This is a genomic window from Maritimibacter sp. 55A14 (assembly GCF_003122205.1).
GTDB lineage: Bacteria > Pseudomonadota > Alphaproteobacteria > Rhodobacterales > Rhodobacteraceae > QEYE01.
The window spans coordinates 22,686-37,586 of the sequence record NZ_QEYE01000029.1; the positions used below are offsets into that span (position 1 = coordinate 22,686).

Here is a 14,901-nt window from a genome sequence, read left to right on the forward strand (position 1 = left end):
GAAAGCCCGGTCAGCCCGGCGGGGTCGCGGCACGCGCCGGGCCGCCGGACTTGAGCCCGAGCCGGCGTTCGCGCCAGATGATGAGGATGCCCGCCAGGATCACCAGCGCCGCGCCGGCGAGCATGACGAGCGTCGGGGTCTCGCCGAAGACCGTGTAGCCGATGGCGAGCGCCAGCAGCATCGAGGCATAGTCGAATGGCGCGATCACCCCGGCATCGGCCTGGCGGTAGGCCGAGGTAAGGAAGATCTGCCCCAGCCCCCCGGTGAGCCCGGCGAAAAGCAGGAGCATGAAGACCCGTGGGCCGGGCCAGGCCCAGCCGAAAGGGGCGGTCGCCAGCGCCAGCACCGAGGCGGTGACCGAGAACCAGAAGACGATGGCGGCGGTGCCTTCGGTCCGGGTCAGCCGGCGCAGCACCACATGGGCGAGCGCCGCCGCCGCCGCGGCGCCCAGGGTGACGGCGACGCCCAGCACCTCGCCCGAGCCGACGGGTGCGGCGCCGCGCAGGAGCCCCAGTTTCGGCGAGAGCACCACCAGCACGCCCACGAAGCCCAATGCCACGGCGGAAAGGCGGAAGGCGCGCACCCGTTCGCCCAGGATCATCGCCGCGAAGACCACGACCAGGAGCGGCGTCGTGAAGCGCAGCGCCGTGACCTCGTGCAGCGGCAGCAGCGCCAGCCCGGTGAACATCAGCCCCATCGCGGTGCTGCCCAGCAGCCCGCGCCACAGATGGCCCCAGGGATTGCGGGTCTTCAGCCCGGCGCGCAGCTCGCCGCGCAACGCCAGCCAGGCCAGGATCACCGGCAGCGCGAAGAAGGCGCGGAAGAAGACCGCCTCGCCCGGCGGCACGGTGTCGGAGGCGGCCTTGACCAGGCTCGACATGATCATGAAGAGCGTGACCGCGCAGAGCTTGAGCACGATACCGAGCGGGACGTTCTGCGCGAGCGGGGATGCGGTGGCCATGTCCAACGCTTCTACGCCTCCGGGCGGGGAATGCAATGAGCCGCCCGCCGCGACGTCCCGCCACAACGCATTGTTATCGAAGGACGGCTTTGCTACATTGGAAATACGCCCGGCGCCGGGGCGGGCTGAATGCCGGCGCGGATGCCACAGGAGGACAGCGTTCTGTCTCAACACGGACCGGCGGCCGGAAGCGGGGCCGCAACAGGGGCGCGGATGGCGAAGCCCCGAGACGAGATGGCAAGCAAGGCATTGCTGGACACCATCCTGACTTCACTCGACGACGACAAGGCCGAGGACGTGGTCTCGATCGACCTGCGCGGGCGCACCGCGATGGCCGATTACATGGTCGTCGCCTCGGGTCGCTCGACACGCCAGGTCACGGCGATGGCCGAGAAACTGTCGGACCGTCTGAAGGACAAGGGTGTGCAGACGCGCACCGAGGGCAAGGATCAGGGCGACTGGGTGTTGATCGACTGCGGCGACGCGGTGGTGCATATCTTCCGCCCCGAAGTGCGCGAGTTCTACCAGATCGAGAAGATGTGGATGGCCACGCCCGCCGGGCAAGACAAGGGCTGAATGCGCCTGCATGTCTGCGCCGTCGGCCGGCTGCGCGCCGGGGCGGAGAAAACCCTCATCGACGACTACGCCACACGGCTGGAGCGCAGCGGGCGCGCGCTCGGGCTGGGGCCGCTCGCGTTCCACGAGGTCGAGGACCGCAAGGGCGGCGGCATGGCGGCGGAGGCGGCGCGGCTGGAACGCGCTGTGCCGGCCGGCGCGGCGGTCTGCGTGCTCGACGAGCGTGGCAAGCTCATGTCCTCGCCCGAGTTTGCCGCATTGCTGGCGCGCTGGCGCGACGGGGGACGCGGCGACGCGGCATTCGTGATCGGCGGGGCAGACGGGCTCGACCCCGCGCTGCGCGCCCGCGCGGACGTGGCGCTATCGCTGGGGCGGATGGTCTGGCCGCACATGCTGGCGCGGGTGATGCTCACCGAACAGCTCTACCGCGCGGCGTCGATCCTGGCGGGCAGCCCCTATCACCGGGCGTGACCCGGTGCCGCCCCGCCCGAGCGAAGGTTGCACGCGCGCAGGTGGCGTCCTAGAAGGCTGCGAGGAGTTCCCGAGGATGACCATATGACCGCCATTCGCCCCGTAGTCTTGTGCATCCTGGATGGCTGGGGGCTGGGCGGGCCGCGCGCGGCGAACGCGCCGGCGCTGGCCAACACGCCGAATTTCGACCGGCTGATGGTGGATTGCCCGCATTCGACGCTGATCACGCATGGCCCAGATGTCGGCCTGCCCACCGGGCAGATGGGCAATTCCGAGGTCGGCCACACCAATATCGGGGCAGGCCGCGTGGTGGCGATGGATCTGGGCCAGATCGACCTGGCGATCGAGGATGGCAGTTTCGCGCAGACAGAGGCGATCGGGCGGCTGATCGCGGCGCTGCGCGCCTCGGGCGGCACGGCGCATCTGATGGGCGTGATCTCCAATGGCGGGGTGCATGGTCACATGAACCACGTGCTGGCCGCGGCCCGAGTTCTGACGGGCGCCGGTGTGCCGGTGCTGGTCCATGCCTTCACCGACGGGCGCGACGTGGCGCCAAGATCCGCCAACCGGTTTATCCCGAAGTTCGAGGCCGCCCTGCCCGAGGGCGCGCGCATCGCCACCGTGATCGGCCGCTACTACCCGATGGATCGCGACAATCGGTGGGAACGGATCGAGCGCGCCTACCGGGCGATCGCGCAGGGCCGCGGCGAGACGGCGGAGACCGCGGCACAGGCCGTGGCCGACGGCTATGCACGGGGCGAGCGCGACGAGTTCATCCTGCCCACGGCCATCGGTGGCTATGGCGGGCTGCGCGACGGCGACGGGGTCTTTTTCCTGAGTTTCCGCGCCGACCGCGCACGCGAAATCATGCGCGCCATCGGCGAGCCCGGCTTCGACGCCTTCGACACCGGCAAGCGGGCGCAATTGGCTGCACTGACCGGTATGGTGGAGTATTCCCACGACCATAACGCCTATGTCGATCCGGTCTTTCCCAAGCGCGATATCGTCAACACGCTGGGCGCCTGGGTCGCGGCGCGCGGGCTGCGGCAGTTCCGCCTGGCGGAGACCGAGAAATACCCGCATGTGACCTTCTTCCTCAATGGCGGCAAGGAGGAGCCGGAGCCGGGCGAAGACCGCTTCATGCCCCCCTCGCCCAAGGTCGCGACCTACGACCTGAAGCCGGAAATGGCCGCGCCCGAAGTGACCGGCAGCCTGGTGGAGGCGATCGGCGCGGGCTATGACCTGATCGTGGTGAACTACGCCAATCCCGACATGGTCGGCCATACCGGCGATCTGGGCGCGGCGATGAAAGCCTGCGAGGCGGTGGACCGCGGGCTGGGCCGGGTGCTCGCGGCGCTGAAGGAGGCCGGGGGCGCGATGGTCGTCACCGCCGATCACGGAAATTGTGAGACCATGGTCGATCCGGTCACGGGCGGACCGCACACGGCCCATACGCTCAACCCCGTGCCGGTCATCATGGTGGGCGGACCGCCGGGCGCGCGGCTGCGGCCCGGACGGCTGGCCGATCTGGCGCCCACGGTCCTGGAGTTGATGGGCCTGCCGAAACCGCCGGAGATGACCGGGGAAAGCCTGATCGTGCCATGACTGCGCTGCGCGCTTTCCTGGCCGCGCTGCTGATCGCCGCGCCGGCCCTGCCCGCCGCGGCCGGAACGGCGCCGGAGGAGACCGCCCGGCGCGCGGCTGCCGCGCTCGAGGCGGCGGCAAGGCGGCTGGAAGCGGCCGACACCGCACGCGACAGGGTCGCCGCGCTGACCGAAACAATCCGCGCTTACGAGGACGGGCTTTCGGCCCTGCGCGAGGGCATCCGGCAGGCGGCGATGCGGGAAGGCGAGATCCACGCCCGATTCGACGCGCGCCGCGCCCAGGTGGCGCGTCTGCTGGGCGTGCTTCAGTCGGTTCAGCGCGCGCCCGCGCCCTTGCTTATGCTGCATCCCAGCGGCGCGCTGGGCACTGCGCGCTCGGCGATGATGGTCTCAGAGGTCACGCCGTCGCTCCAGGCCGAGGCCGAAAGCCTGCGCGCCCGGCTGGAAGAGGTGCATATCCTCCAGGCGCTTCAGGAAACCGCGGCGGAGGACCTGCGCGCAGGTCTGGCCGGGGTCCAGGCGGCGCGGGCCGTCCTGTCGAAGGCGGTGGCCGACCGGACCGACCTGCCCCGCCATTTCATCGCCGACCCCGAGCGCATGCGCACCCTGGCCGAAAGCGCCCAGACGCTGGAAAGTTTCGCCGCCAGCCTGCCGGAGCCGGAAACCGCCGCCGGCGGCGCAGGATTGCCACCCGCCCCGCGCTTCGAGGCGGCGAAGGGCAGCCTGCCCCTGCCCGCGCCTGGCACACCCGTCCGTGGCTTCGGAGAAGCCGACGCCGCCGGGATCGCGCGGCCGGGCATGATACTGAACGCACCGCCCCGCGCGCTCGTCACGGCACCCTGCCCCGGCACGATCCGCTACCGTGGCCCGTTGCTCGACTACGGGAATGTCATGATTCTTGAACCGGCTTCCGGCTATCTGCTGGTGATTGCCGGGCTCGAAACCGTCTATGGTGAGGTCGGAGACATCCTGCCCGCCGGCGCGCCGCTGGGCTTTCTGGGGGGAGAGGAGGCCGCGGCGGAGGAATTTCTGCTGGCAGCCGGTGCCAGCGGTGGTACCACTGGGCAGGAAACGCTTTATATTGAGATCAGGCACGATCAGGTGCCCGTGGACCCGGCGGAATGGTTCGCGCTGAAACGGGAATAGGATACGGGATGAAGAAATTCGTCATGGCCGCTTTGGGGGGCACGTTCGCAGGTATCGTGCTGACCTCGCAAATCGCCGGACCACTGCTCGCCCAGGAGGCTGACAAGAAGGCCAGTGTCTACGAACAGCTTGACCTGTTCGGCAATATTTTCGAGCGCATCCGCGCCCAGTATGTCGAGGAAGTGGACGAGGCCGAGCTTATCGAGGCCGCGATCAACGGCATGCTTACTTCGCTCGACCCGCATTCCAGCTACCTGCCGCCCGAGGATTTCGACGACATGCAGGTGCAGACCCGCGGCGAGTTCGGCGGTCTGGGCATCGAGGTGACGCAGGAGGACGGTTTCGTGAAGGTCGTCTCGCCCATCGACGACACGCCCGCCGACAAGGCCGGGATCGAGGCCGGCGATTTCATCACCCATGTGGACGGCGAGTCGATCCTGGGTCTGACCCTGAATGAAGCGGTCGATCTCATGCGCGGGCCGGTCGGCTCGGAGATCACCATCACCGTGGTGCGCGAAGACGTGGACGAGCCCTTTGAAGTGGTGATCGTGCGCGACACGATCGAACTGACGGCGGTGCGCACGCGGCTCGAAGGCCACACCGCCGTCGTGCGGGTGACGACCTTCAACGACCAGACCTATCCGAACCTGGAAAAGGGCATCAAGGAACTGGCCGAGGAAGCCGGCGGCATGGACAAGATCAACGGCATCGTGCTCGATCTTCGCAACAATCCCGGCGGGCTTCTGACCCAGGCGATCAAGGTCTCCGACGCGTTCCTGGACGCCGGCGAAATCGTCTCGACCCGCGGCCGGGACCCCGCCGACAGCGACCGCTACAATGCCGAGGCCGGCGATCTGTCGGACGGCAAGCCGATGGTCGTGCTGATCAATGGCGGCTCCGCTTCGGCCTCCGAGATCGTGGCGGGCGCGTTGCAGGATCACCGCCGCGCGGTGGTGGTCGGCACCAAGAGCTTCGGCAAGGGCTCGGTGCAGACGATCATGCCCCTGCGCGGCGACGGGGCGATGCGCCTGACCACCGCGCGCTACTACACGCCTTCGGGCCGTTCGATCCAGGCGCTGGGCGTGTCGCCCGACATCGTGGTCGAGCAGCAGCCCGCGCGCGAGCCGACCGAGGACGAAGCCGTGCCGCGCCGCGGCCGGTTCGAAGCCGATCTGCGCGGGCGGCTCGAGAACGGCTCGCTCTCGGAAGACGAGAAGAAGCAGCTCGAGGAGGAAGAGCTCGAGGCCGAAGCGGCCGCGAAGCTGCGCAACGAGGACTATCAACTCGCCTATGCGCTGGACCTGCTGCGCGGCATCTCGGCCATAGAAGCTATCAAGTGACACTGGCACGGCGCGCGCAGGCCGCAAGCCGCGCGCGCCGGGTCACTCGAGCGAGTCCGACATGAACGCCGACGAGATCGAACGCCTTCCCTACCGCCCCTGCGTGGGTGTGATGGTGATGAACGCCGAGGGGCGTGTCTTCGCCGGGCAGCGGCTCGATTCCACCTATGACGCCTGGCAGATGCCGCAGGGCGGAATCGAGAAAGGCGAGGACCCGCAGGACGCCGCCCTGCGCGAATTGGGGGAGGAGACCGGCATTCCGCCCTCGGCCGTGGAAATCGTCGCCCGGACCGAGGAATGGATCCCCTACGACCTGCCGCATCACCTGGTGCCCCGCCTCTGGGGCGGCAAGTACAAGGGGCAGGAGCAGATCTGGTTCCTGCTGCGCTTCACCGGTGACGACAGCCTGATCGACATCCGCACCGAGCATCCGGAGTTTTCCCGCTGGTGCTGGCTGGAGCCCGACGAGGTGCTGGAGCGGATCGTGCCCTTCAAGCGCGACACCTACGCCCATGTGATCGCGGCTTTCCGGCCGCATTTTTCCTGATCAGCGCCCCTGCGACAACCGGTAGGCCTCGACTGCGGGGCGCACGCCCGCCGCGGCATTCCCCAACATGAAGGGGCCCAGGCGACTGGCGCCGACTTCGTAGACGACGCTTCCCTGCGCCCCCGCGGCCGCTGACCCGAATTCCACATGCGCGACGATGCCGAAGGACCTGAACGCGGCTTGGAGTTCGTGGCCCAGACGCGCCTGCGCCGCGGCGTCGGCGTCCGGGCCGGGCCAGGTGACGCGAGCCACGACCTCGATGCGTTCCTCCACCTTGGCCTTGCCGGCAAGACGTTCCTGCGTGATCCCGAGCGGCTGGCCATAAGGGTCGTCGGTGATCAGGTAGTAGCTGTAGGCCGCGACACCCGGTGCAGCGACGGCAAGGATCAGCAGAATGACAACGAGGCCCGGACGCATGCGGGACCCTCCATCGGGAACCGCTGCGCAGTCTTCGCGAACAGGGTTTAAGGCGCGTTAAGATGCGGCTGCGGGCGACATTGCACCGGTCCGGAGTGACGCCCCCGGTCAGGCGCGCACAAGCTGCTCGTAGCGGGTGGCGATGTCGCGCGCCATCGCGCCGACCTCGAAATTGTAGTCGCCGATCCGACCCACCGGCGTGACCTCGGCCGCGGTGCCGGTCAGCCAGCACTGCTCGAAACCTTCCAGTTCCTCGGGCATGATATGGCGCTCATGCACCTTGATCTGAAGGTCCTTGAGCATGCCGATCACCGTCTGGCGCGTGATGCCGTTCAGGAAGCAGTCAGGCGTGGGCGTATGCACCTCGCCATCCTTGACAAAGAAGATGTTGGCGCCGGTGGCCTCGGCCACGTAGCCGCGATAGTCGAACATCATCGCGTCGGAACAGCCCCTGGCCTCGGCGGCGTGCTTGGACATGGTGCAGATCATGTAGAGACCGGCGGCCTTGGCGTGGCTCGGGATGGTTTCCGGGCTGGGACGTTTCCATTTCGAGATGTCGAGCCTGGCGCCCTTCATCTTGGCGTCGCCGTAATAGGCGCCCCATTCCCAGCAGGCGACGGCCATGCGCACCGGGTTGCGGGCCGAGGCGACGCCCATATCCTCGCCCGCGCCGCGCCATGCCACCGCCCGCACATAGGCGTCAGACAGCCCGTTGGCGGCCATGACATCGGCCTTGGCGGTCTCGATCTCGTCCACCGAGTAGGGAATGTCGAAATCGATCATGTTGGCCGAACGGCGCAGACGCACGGAATGTTCCCGGCTCTTGAAGATCGTGCCGCCATAGGCGCGCTCCCCCTCGAACACGCTGGAGGCATAGTGCATCGCATGTGTAAGGATATGGACATTCGCATCCCGCCATGGAATGAGCTTGCCATCCATCCAGATCATACCATCGCGGTCGTCATACGCTCCGGCCATGTTGTGCCCTTCATCCTTGATGCCGCGGGTAAGCGGGTATATTCATTTAGTTGCGTCACTTAGGTCCGTTTCGGACATTTTATTTCGCCGAACCGACGATGCGCTAACACTTGATTCTTGGAAAGTCAATAAAGCTGACATATTATGACGGAAGGATTTTTCATTCGTGATTGAGAGCGCCATGACACTGCCCGACCGAAACATGTCCCAGCAGGCCAGTGGCGGGGAAAGCCTGCTCTTCCTGACCGACGAACAGTTGCGCAAGGGTATCGAAGCAATGTTCTTCGCCTATCGCGGCTTCACGGCGGACCCCGACCGCATCCTCGAGAACTACGCCTATGGGCGCGCGCATCACCGCGCCATCCATTTCATCAACCGCAGCCCCGGCACGACGGTCAACAACCTGCTCCATATCCTCGGGGTCACGAAACAATCGCTGAACCGGGTCCTGCGCACGCTGATCGAGGACGGGCTGGTCGAAAGCCGCATCGGCACCCGCGACAAGCGCGAGCGCCATCTCTACCTCACGCCCGCCGGCGAGGCGCTGGAGCGCGACCTGTCCGAAGCGCAGCGCCGCCGGATGCGCGCGGCCTACCGAGCCGCCGGACCCGAGGCCGTAGCCGGATTCCGGCAGGTTCTGGAACACATGATGGACCCGAGTCTTCGCGCCCGTTTCAAGGGGATGAGCGACGGGGGCGGCCAATGAGTTCGCAAATGGCCGAGGCGCATCTGCTGATCGTGGACGACGATGAGCGGATCCGGTCCCTCCTGCAGAAATTTCTCGTCCGCAATGGTTTCTGGGTCAGTGCCGCGCGCGACGCGGCCCATGCACGGCGGCTGCTGGCGGGGCTCGACTTCGATCTCGTGGTGCTCGATGTGATGATGCCGGGCGAGGACGGCGTGTCGCTTACCCAGAGTTTGCGGGAGACCAATTCGGCGCCGATCCTCCTGCTGACGGCCAAGGGCGATGCCAGCGACCGCATCCGCGGGCTGGAAGCCGGGGCCGACGACTACCTGGCCAAACCCTTCGAGCCCAAGGAACTGCTGCTCAGGATCAACGCGATCCTGCGCCGCGTGCCGCAGCAAGCCGAGGACATCGATCTGCCCAAGATGCTGCAACTGGGTCCGGTGCGCTACGACATGACCCGTGGCGAGATGTGGCGCGGCAACGATCTGGTCCGGCTGACCGCGACCGAGGCGCAACTCATGCGGATATTCTCGACCTCGCCCAACATGCCCGTCAGCCGCGCCAAGCTGGTGGAGGATCTGGGCCGCGACCGCGGGCAGGCGCAGGAACGCGCGGTGGATGTGCAGATCACCCGGCTCAGGCGCAAGATCGAGGAAGACCCGAAGCAGCCGCGCTATTTGCAGACCGTGCGGGGCGCAGGTTATATGCTGGCCCCGGACTGAGCCGCCGCGCCGCGCGCGTGGGGTACGCAACAGGAAAGGCGCCGCAACATGACCACCGCCTATCTGAACCACGCCGCCGGGCAGGCGCATCTGATGCCGCCGGGCCATCCCGAACAGGTCGCCCGCCACAAGGCGGTGGAAACCGCGCTCGCCGCGCCCGAGTTCGACGGGCTGCTGCGCGAGGAGGCCCCGCTGGCGCGCGACGAGGACCTGCGCCGCTGCCACCCCCAGCCTTACATCGATGCACTACGCGGGGCGGTGCCCGAGGAGGGGTTCGTCGCCATCGACGCCGACACCTATCTGTCGCCGGGCACGTTCGAGGCCGCCGCGCGCGGGGCGGGCGGCAACATCCGCGCCGTGGACATGGTGCTGGCGGGCGAGGCCGGCAACGCCTTCGTGGGCATGCGCCCGCCCGGCCATCACGCCGAGGCCGAGCGGGCGATGGGGTTCTGCCTATTCAGCAATGCCGCGATCGCGGCGAAATACGCGCTCGACCATCACGGGCTGGTGCGTGTGGCCGTCGTCGATTTCGATGTGCATCACGGCAACGGCACCCAGGCGCTGCTGTGGGACGAGGCGCGGGCGCTCTACGCCTCGACGCACCAGATGCCACTCTTCCCCGGCACCGGCGCCGCGCACGAGCGCGGGGCGCATGACAACATCGTCAACGTGCCGCTCAAGGCGGGCGATGGCGGGCGCGAACTGCGCACGGCCTTCGAGGGTCATATCCTGCCGCGGCTGGAGGCCTTCGCGCCGGAACTGGTGCTGATCTCCGCCGGGTTCGACGCACATCGCGACGATCCGCTGGGCAGCCTGATGATGACCGAGGCGGATTTCGCCTGGGTGACGGGCGCGATCTGCGATCTTGCGGCACGTCACGCGGGCGGGCGCGTGGTCTCGACTCTCGAAGGCGGATATGATCTTCCTGCGCTGGCCGCATCAACCGCGGCGCATGTCAAGGTCCTGATGGAGCGGAGCGAATGAGCGACCAGAAACCGGTGGATAACATGAGCTTCGAAGACGCCATGGCGGAGCTGGAAAAGGTCGTGGGCCAGCTCGAGTCCGGCGAGGTGGCGCTGGAGCAGTCGATCGCGCTCTACGAGCGGGGCAATTCGCTCAAGGCCCATTGCGAGGCCAAGCTCAAGCAGGCCGAGGAAAAGGTCGCCCAGATCACCCTGGACTCCGAAGGCAAGCCCACCGGCACGGCACCGGCCAGCGGAAAGTGATGTTTCCCGACCGGCTGGCGCAGGCCGCCCGCGCGGTGCAGGCCACGCTCGACGACATCCTGGCGCCCCTGCCCCATGAGCCCGTGACCGAAGCGATGCGCTATGCGCTGGGCGGCGGCAAGCGGCTGCGGGCCTTCCTGGTTCTGGAAGGCGCGCGCCTGCACGGCGTGGCAGAGCCCGGCGCGCTGCGTGCCGGTGCGGCGGTCGAATGCATCCACGCCTATTCACTGGTCCATGACGATCTGCCTTGCATGGACGATGACGACCTGCGGCGGGGCCAGCCGACCGTCCATGTCAAATGGGGCGAGGCGACGGCGGTGCTGGCCGGCGACGCATTGCAGGCGCTGGCCTTCGAGATCCTCGCCGCCCCCGAAACCTGCCCCGACCCGGCCCGGCGGCTGGCGCTGATCGGCGGGCTCGCGCGCGCCGCGGGGGCGCAGGGAATGGTACTGGGCCAGGCCCGCGACATCGCCGCCGAATCTGCCACCGCACCGCTTGGGCTCGACGAGATCACTGCGCTCCAGGCCGGCAAGACGGGCGCCCTGATCGGCTGGTCGGCGGAGGCCGGGGCGCATCTGGCCGGTGCGGACCCGGCCCCGCTGCGCGCCTTTGCCGACGCGCTGGGGCTTGCCTTCCAGATCGCGGACGACATCTTGGACGTAGAAGGCGATGCGCAGATCGCGGGCAAACGGCTGGGCAAGGACGCCGCCGCCGGCAAAGCCACCTTCGTTTCGCTGCTGGGCCTCGACGGGGCGAAGGCGCGCGCCGCCGACCTGGCCGAGGCCGCCTGCGCCGCGCTCGCACCCTATGGAGCGGCGGCGGACGGCTTGCGGCAGACCGCGCGTTTCGTTATTGCCCGCCAGATGTAATCCGGGGAAGAGGCCCGCCGTGACCGACGAGACCAGACCCGCCACGCCGCTGCTGGACACGATCGCCAGCCCCGCCGACATGAAGCGGCTGAGCGACGCGCAGTTGCACCAGCTTGCCGACGAACTGCGCGTCGAAACGATTTCGGCGGTGTCGGAAACCGGCGGCCATCTGGGCGCCGGGCTGGGCGTGGTCGAGTTGACCGTGGCGCTGCACGCGATCTTCGACACGCCACGCGACCGGCTGATCTGGGATGTCAGCCACCAGTGTTACCCCCACAAGATCCTGACGGGCCGGCGCGACCGCATCCGCACCCTGCGCCAAGGCGGCGGGCTCTCGGGTTTCACCAAGCGCTCGGAAAGCCCCTACGACCCGTTCGGGGCGGCGCATTCCTCCACCTCGATCTCGGCTACGCTGGGCTTTGCCGCGGCGCGCGATCTGGGCGGCACCCCGGAACACGGGATCGGCGACTGCATCGCGGTGATCGGCGACGGCGCGATGTCGGCGGGCATGGCCTATGAGGCGATGAACAATGCCGGCCACCTGAAGAAGCGCCTGATCGTCATTCTCAACGACAACGAGATGTCGATCGCGCCCCCGGTCGGCGCGATGTCGAGCTACCTCTCGAGCCTCTATGCCGGGGCGCCGTTCCAGGAATTCAAGGCCGCGGCCAAGGGCGCGGTCAGCCTTCTGCCGCAGCCGTTCCAGGAAGGCGCCAAACGCGCCAAGGACATGCTCAAGCACATGACCGTGGGCGGCACGCTCTTCGAGGAGCTGGGGTTCTCCTATGTCGGCCCCATCGACGGGCACGATCTGGACCAGGTGCTCGCGGTGCTGCGCACGGTCCGCGCACGGGCCACGGGGCCGATGCTGATCCACGCGATCACCCGAAAGGGCAAGGGCTATGGCCCGGCCGAACGCGCCAGCGACAAGGGGCACGGGGTCTCGAAATTCGACGTGGTGACGGGCGAACAGAAGAAGAGCCCGTCGAACGCGCCTTCCTATACCAAGGTCTTCGCGCGCAGCCTGATCGCGCAGGCCGAAGCCGATCCGCGCATCGTCGCGGTCACGGCGGCAATGCCCGACGGCACCGGGCTCGACCTCTTCGCCGAGCGTTTCCCGGCCCGCTGCTTCGACGTGGGCATCGCCGAACAGCACGCCGTGACCTTTGCGGCGGGCATGGCCGCGGGCGGGATGCGGCCCTTCGCGGCGCTCTATTCCACCTTCCTGCAACGCGGCTATGACCAGGTGGTGCATGACGTGGCGATCCAGCGCCTGCCGGTACGGTTCGCCATCGACCGCGCGGGGCTGGTAGGCGCCGACGGGCCGACCCATGCGGGCGCCTACGACATCGCCTTCCTGGCCAACCTGCCCGGCTTCACCGTCATGGCCGCCGCCGATGAGGCGGAGCTCGTGCACATGGTCGCCACCGCCGCAGCGCATGACGAGGGGCCCATCGCCTTCCGCTATCCGCGCGGCGAGGGCGTGGGCGTCGAGATGCCGGAGCGCGGCGAGGTGCTGGAGATCGGCCGCGGCCGCATGATCCGCGACGGCGCGCGGGTCGCCATCCTATCCTTCGGCACGCGGCTGGCCGAGGTCATGACGGCCTGCGAAAGGCTCGAGGCCCGCGGCATCGCCCCCAGCGTCGCGGATGCGCGCTTCGCCAAACCGCTCGACCGGGACCTGATCCTCGATCTCGCGGCCCGGCACGAAGCGCTGATCACCATCGAGGAAGGCGCGGTCGGCGGTTTCGGCTCCCATGTCGCGCAGCTTCTGGCCAACGAGGGCGTGTTCGACGCGGGGCTCAAATTCCGTGCGATAGTGCTGCCCGACATCTTCATCGACCAGAACAGCCCCGCCGCCATGTACGAGGTCGCCGGCATGAACGCGCCACAGATCGAGGCCAAGGTGCTGGAAGTCTTGGGCGTGGCCAGCATGGACACCCGCCGGGCCTGAGGCCCGCCCGCCGCGTCTGACACCACTCGGCCCGTTGCCGGGTCAGAAGATAAGGAGGGACGCTTGCCCCCGTATCTCGACCACGGCGTCCTGGAGCTGGATAACAGCACCTCTGAACGGGCTATTTGAGCTTCCACAGTTCTTCCACCGGGCGCGGAGTGCTATTGGCGCGCTAGGTCGGTTTCGTTACAAGATATTGTATTTATGGCAAATATTGGTTTCGGGAACCCGAAGCTCACGATTTCTACGGTTGGTGGAGAGCGCAGTTCCGCGAATTGCAGCGTAAATTCGGCCAATACCGCGAGCGGCGGCGCAGTTCACCCTTGGTAGTTATTGCCACATCACTTCAGCAGAAATTCGCGGATGATCCGCTCCTGCTCTGTGTCGAGATCCCGGGCCTCTCATAACGGTCGCTTGGCAAAGCTGCCCGTGTTGTGACGGACCATCTTCACCCTGCGAACCTCCTTACTCTTTCAACGTCTTCCTGAAATTGACGACGGCCGCCCTGCGCGCGGCGTCCAGTGCCTGGCTCAGTACATCCTGATCGCCGATGTGATTTGCGAGGATCAGGACAAGACGTGCATTGAGCTCGTGCATGTCGGATTCCGTCAGGCCGTCATGCGCATTGAGAAGATCGGCGTAAAAGTCATCAGTGTAGTCAAGGTTGGGTGCGAGAATTAGATCCGACATCGCTTATGCCTTTCCAAGCGCATGTCGCAGCGCGATTTCGATTTCCGCAGGATTCAGGGACTTCCATCTTGCCACGACATGCTGATCTGGGCGGATCAGATAGATAGCCGACGGGTTGTCGCCCAGATAGCGGTTGGCAAGCGCGCCATTGACGTCCTCATCCGTCGAAAGGGTGATGACATCAATCGCCTGGCCCGCAATGCTCATGTTAGAGGGTGCCGCAGCATTGATTGCCAACACGGCAAATGTGCCCTGCAGGCGATCCAAGAGGAAACCATCCCCCACTGGCGCATCGCTGCACGGACTGCCGGGCCGCGACCTGGCAGGAGCGCCGGGCAGAGAGTCAGGCCCATTGAGCGACGAACGATCGTAGGTGCAAGGTACTGACAGTCGACCGGAATTCACCATCGGGCGGGCAAAGTCGTAATGCTCCACCAAGTCCAGCACAGCCTCACGGAACAGGGCGTGGGCAGGGTTGCGCGGGGTCAGGAAATCTGCGGACCGCGACGAGTTCTTGATGTTCTCCATTGCACCATGCTTGCGTTCTTCATGGTATGTATCCAGCAGTGCATCGGCGGAATGACCAGCTGACCTGCCCCCAAAAAACCGGGCCATTCAAAATGAGAGTTTGTTCTCGTAACGTTCAAAATGACGAGGAGAACAGACGATGCGCAAATCACGTTTCACCGAAGAACAGATTGTCGGGATCCTG

The 14,901-nt window shown here is 67.2% G+C and carries 17 protein-coding genes; 12 read left to right on the top strand and 5 right to left on the bottom strand.

Features of this window, described 5'->3' with window-relative positions:
• Window positions 1–10: 10 nt before the first annotated feature.
• Entirely contained in the window at window positions 11–961 is a 951-nt protein-coding gene (locus tag DDZ14_RS17640) for a DMT family transporter (protein ID WP_109426300.1), read from the bottom strand.
• Window positions 962–1,174: 213 nt separating this feature from the next.
• Here DDZ14_RS17640 and rsfS point away from each other — a divergent pair, with 213 nt between their 5' ends.
• The 6 genes from rsfS (at window position 1,175) to DDZ14_RS17670 (ending at window position 6,645) form a co-directional block, all read left to right on the top strand.
• Window positions 1,175–1,537: a ribosome silencing factor gene (rsfS, locus tag DDZ14_RS17645; protein ID WP_109426301.1), complete on the top strand. Its 363-nt coding sequence runs from the start codon at window positions 1,175–1,177 to the stop codon at window positions 1,535–1,537.
• Window positions 1,538–2,008, top strand: coding sequence for a 23S rRNA (pseudouridine(1915)-N(3))-methyltransferase RlmH (gene rlmH, locus DDZ14_RS17650; protein WP_109426302.1), 471 nt, complete (start codon window positions 1,538–1,540; stop codon window positions 2,006–2,008).
• An 84-nt stretch (window positions 2,009–2,092) separates the two neighbouring features.
• Window positions 2,093–3,613, top strand: a complete 1,521-nt coding sequence (gpmI, locus tag DDZ14_RS17655; protein ID WP_109426303.1) for a 2,3-bisphosphoglycerate-independent phosphoglycerate mutase — start codon at window positions 2,093–2,095, stop codon at window positions 3,611–3,613.
• Complete coding sequence (locus DDZ14_RS17660; protein WP_109426304.1) at window positions 3,610–4,758, top strand: murein hydrolase activator EnvC; 1,149 nt, start codon at window positions 3,610–3,612, stop codon at window positions 4,756–4,758. Before gpmI ends, DDZ14_RS17660 begins: the two co-directional genes overlap by 4 nt.
• 8 nt (window positions 4,759–4,766) lie before the next feature.
• The gene (locus DDZ14_RS17665; RefSeq protein ID WP_109426305.1) at window positions 4,767–6,098 is read left to right on the top strand and encodes a S41 family peptidase; all 1,332 of its coding nucleotides are present in this window, start codon (window positions 4,767–4,769) and stop codon (window positions 6,096–6,098) included.
• Between the two features lie 61 nt (window positions 6,099–6,159).
• Window positions 6,160–6,645, top strand: a complete 486-nt coding sequence (locus DDZ14_RS17670; RefSeq protein WP_109426306.1) for an RNA pyrophosphohydrolase — start codon at window positions 6,160–6,162, stop codon at window positions 6,643–6,645.
• Here the strand turns inward: DDZ14_RS17670 and DDZ14_RS17675 are convergent, their stop codons facing one another.
• Both DDZ14_RS17675 and DDZ14_RS17680 read right to left on the bottom strand, forming a co-directional pair.
• Complete coding sequence (locus DDZ14_RS17675; protein ID WP_109426307.1) at window positions 6,646–7,062, bottom strand: hypothetical protein; 417 nt, start codon at window positions 7,060–7,062, stop codon at window positions 6,646–6,648. It lies immediately after the preceding gene.
• 108 nt (window positions 7,063–7,170) lie between these two features.
• Window positions 7,171–8,040: a branched-chain amino acid aminotransferase gene (locus DDZ14_RS17680; protein WP_109426308.1), complete on the bottom strand. Its 870-nt coding sequence runs from the start codon at window positions 8,038–8,040 to the stop codon at window positions 7,171–7,173.
• Window positions 8,041–8,242: 202 nt separating this feature from the next.
• Here DDZ14_RS17680 and DDZ14_RS17685 point away from each other — a divergent pair, with 202 nt between their 5' ends.
• Genes DDZ14_RS17685 through dxs form a run of 6 tightly spaced genes read left to right on the top strand, consistent with a single transcriptional unit; the run spans window position 8,243 to window position 13,499 of the window.
• Window positions 8,243–8,746 carry a MarR family winged helix-turn-helix transcriptional regulator gene (locus DDZ14_RS17685; RefSeq protein WP_109426316.1) on the top strand — a complete coding sequence of 168 codons (504 nt, stop codon included), beginning with the start codon at window positions 8,243–8,245 and terminating at the stop codon, window positions 8,744–8,746.
• Window positions 8,743–9,450, top strand: coding sequence for a response regulator (locus DDZ14_RS17690; RefSeq protein ID WP_233252636.1), 708 nt, complete (start codon window positions 8,743–8,745; stop codon window positions 9,448–9,450). Before DDZ14_RS17685 ends, DDZ14_RS17690 begins: the two co-directional genes overlap by 4 nt.
• A gap of 48 nt (window positions 9,451–9,498) precedes the next feature.
• Window positions 9,499–10,434 carry a histone deacetylase family protein gene (locus DDZ14_RS17695; RefSeq protein WP_109426310.1) on the top strand — a complete coding sequence of 312 codons (936 nt, stop codon included), beginning with the start codon at window positions 9,499–9,501 and terminating at the stop codon, window positions 10,432–10,434.
• The gene (locus tag DDZ14_RS17700; protein ID WP_109426311.1) at window positions 10,431–10,676 is read left to right on the top strand and encodes an exodeoxyribonuclease VII small subunit; all 246 of its coding nucleotides are present in this window, start codon (window positions 10,431–10,433) and stop codon (window positions 10,674–10,676) included. Before DDZ14_RS17695 ends, DDZ14_RS17700 begins: the two co-directional genes overlap by 4 nt.
• Window positions 10,676–11,545, top strand: coding sequence for a polyprenyl synthetase family protein (locus DDZ14_RS17705; RefSeq protein ID WP_109426312.1), 870 nt, complete (start codon window positions 10,676–10,678; stop codon window positions 11,543–11,545). Before DDZ14_RS17700 ends, DDZ14_RS17705 begins: the two co-directional genes overlap by 1 nt.
• Window positions 11,546–11,564: 19 nt before the next feature.
• Window positions 11,565–13,499, top strand: coding sequence for a 1-deoxy-D-xylulose-5-phosphate synthase (gene dxs / locus DDZ14_RS17710; protein WP_109426313.1), 1,935 nt, complete (start codon window positions 11,565–11,567; stop codon window positions 13,497–13,499).
• Between the two features lie 465 nt (window positions 13,500–13,964).
• On the opposite strand, the gene DDZ14_RS17715 is transcribed toward dxs, so the two are convergent.
• Window positions 13,965–14,189, bottom strand: a complete 225-nt coding sequence (locus tag DDZ14_RS17715; RefSeq protein ID WP_109426314.1) for a DUF2783 domain-containing protein — start codon at window positions 14,187–14,189, stop codon at window positions 13,965–13,967.
• 3 nt (window positions 14,190–14,192) lie between these two features.
• Window positions 14,193–14,717, bottom strand: a complete 525-nt coding sequence (locus DDZ14_RS19505) for a hypothetical protein (protein WP_146193178.1) — start codon at window positions 14,715–14,717, stop codon at window positions 14,193–14,195.
• Between the last annotated feature and the right edge of the window lie 184 nt (window positions 14,718–14,901).

Coding starts and splice junctions, on each gene's coding strand:
- DDZ14_RS17640 (WP_109426300.1), bottom strand. CDS start 961: ATGGCCACCGCATCCCCGCTCGCGCAGAACGTCCCGCTCGGTATCGTG.
- DDZ14_RS17700 (WP_109426311.1), top strand. CDS start 10,431: ATGAGCGACCAGAAACCGGTGGATAACATGAGCTTCGAAGACGCCATG.
- DDZ14_RS17690 (WP_233252636.1), top strand. CDS start 8,743: ATGAGTTCGCAAATGGCCGAGGCGCATCTGCTGATCGTGGACGACGAT.
- DDZ14_RS19505 (WP_146193178.1), bottom strand. CDS start 14,717: ATGGAGAACATCAAGAACTCGTCGCGGTCCGCAGATTTCCTGACCCCG.
- DDZ14_RS17670 (WP_109426306.1), top strand. CDS start 6,160: ATGAACGCCGACGAGATCGAACGCCTTCCCTACCGCCCCTGCGTGGGT.
- DDZ14_RS17660 (WP_109426304.1), top strand. CDS start 3,610: ATGACTGCGCTGCGCGCTTTCCTGGCCGCGCTGCTGATCGCCGCGCCG.
- DDZ14_RS17685 (WP_109426316.1), top strand. CDS start 8,243: ATGTCCCAGCAGGCCAGTGGCGGGGAAAGCCTGCTCTTCCTGACCGAC.
- DDZ14_RS17680 (WP_109426308.1), bottom strand. CDS start 8,040: ATGGCCGGAGCGTATGACGACCGCGATGGTATGATCTGGATGGATGGC.
- DDZ14_RS17715 (WP_109426314.1), bottom strand. CDS start 14,189: ATGTCGGATCTAATTCTCGCACCCAACCTTGACTACACTGATGACTTT.
- rlmH (WP_109426302.1), top strand. CDS start 1,538: ATGCGCCTGCATGTCTGCGCCGTCGGCCGGCTGCGCGCCGGGGCGGAG.
- DDZ14_RS17665 (WP_109426305.1), top strand. CDS start 4,767: ATGAAGAAATTCGTCATGGCCGCTTTGGGGGGCACGTTCGCAGGTATC.
- rsfS (WP_109426301.1), top strand. CDS start 1,175: ATGGCGAAGCCCCGAGACGAGATGGCAAGCAAGGCATTGCTGGACACC.
- DDZ14_RS17675 (WP_109426307.1), bottom strand. CDS start 7,062: ATGCGTCCGGGCCTCGTTGTCATTCTGCTGATCCTTGCCGTCGCTGCA.
- gpmI (WP_109426303.1), top strand. CDS start 2,093: ATGACCGCCATTCGCCCCGTAGTCTTGTGCATCCTGGATGGCTGGGGG.
- DDZ14_RS17695 (WP_109426310.1), top strand. CDS start 9,499: ATGACCACCGCCTATCTGAACCACGCCGCCGGGCAGGCGCATCTGATG.
- DDZ14_RS17705 (WP_109426312.1), top strand. CDS start 10,676: ATGTTTCCCGACCGGCTGGCGCAGGCCGCCCGCGCGGTGCAGGCCACG.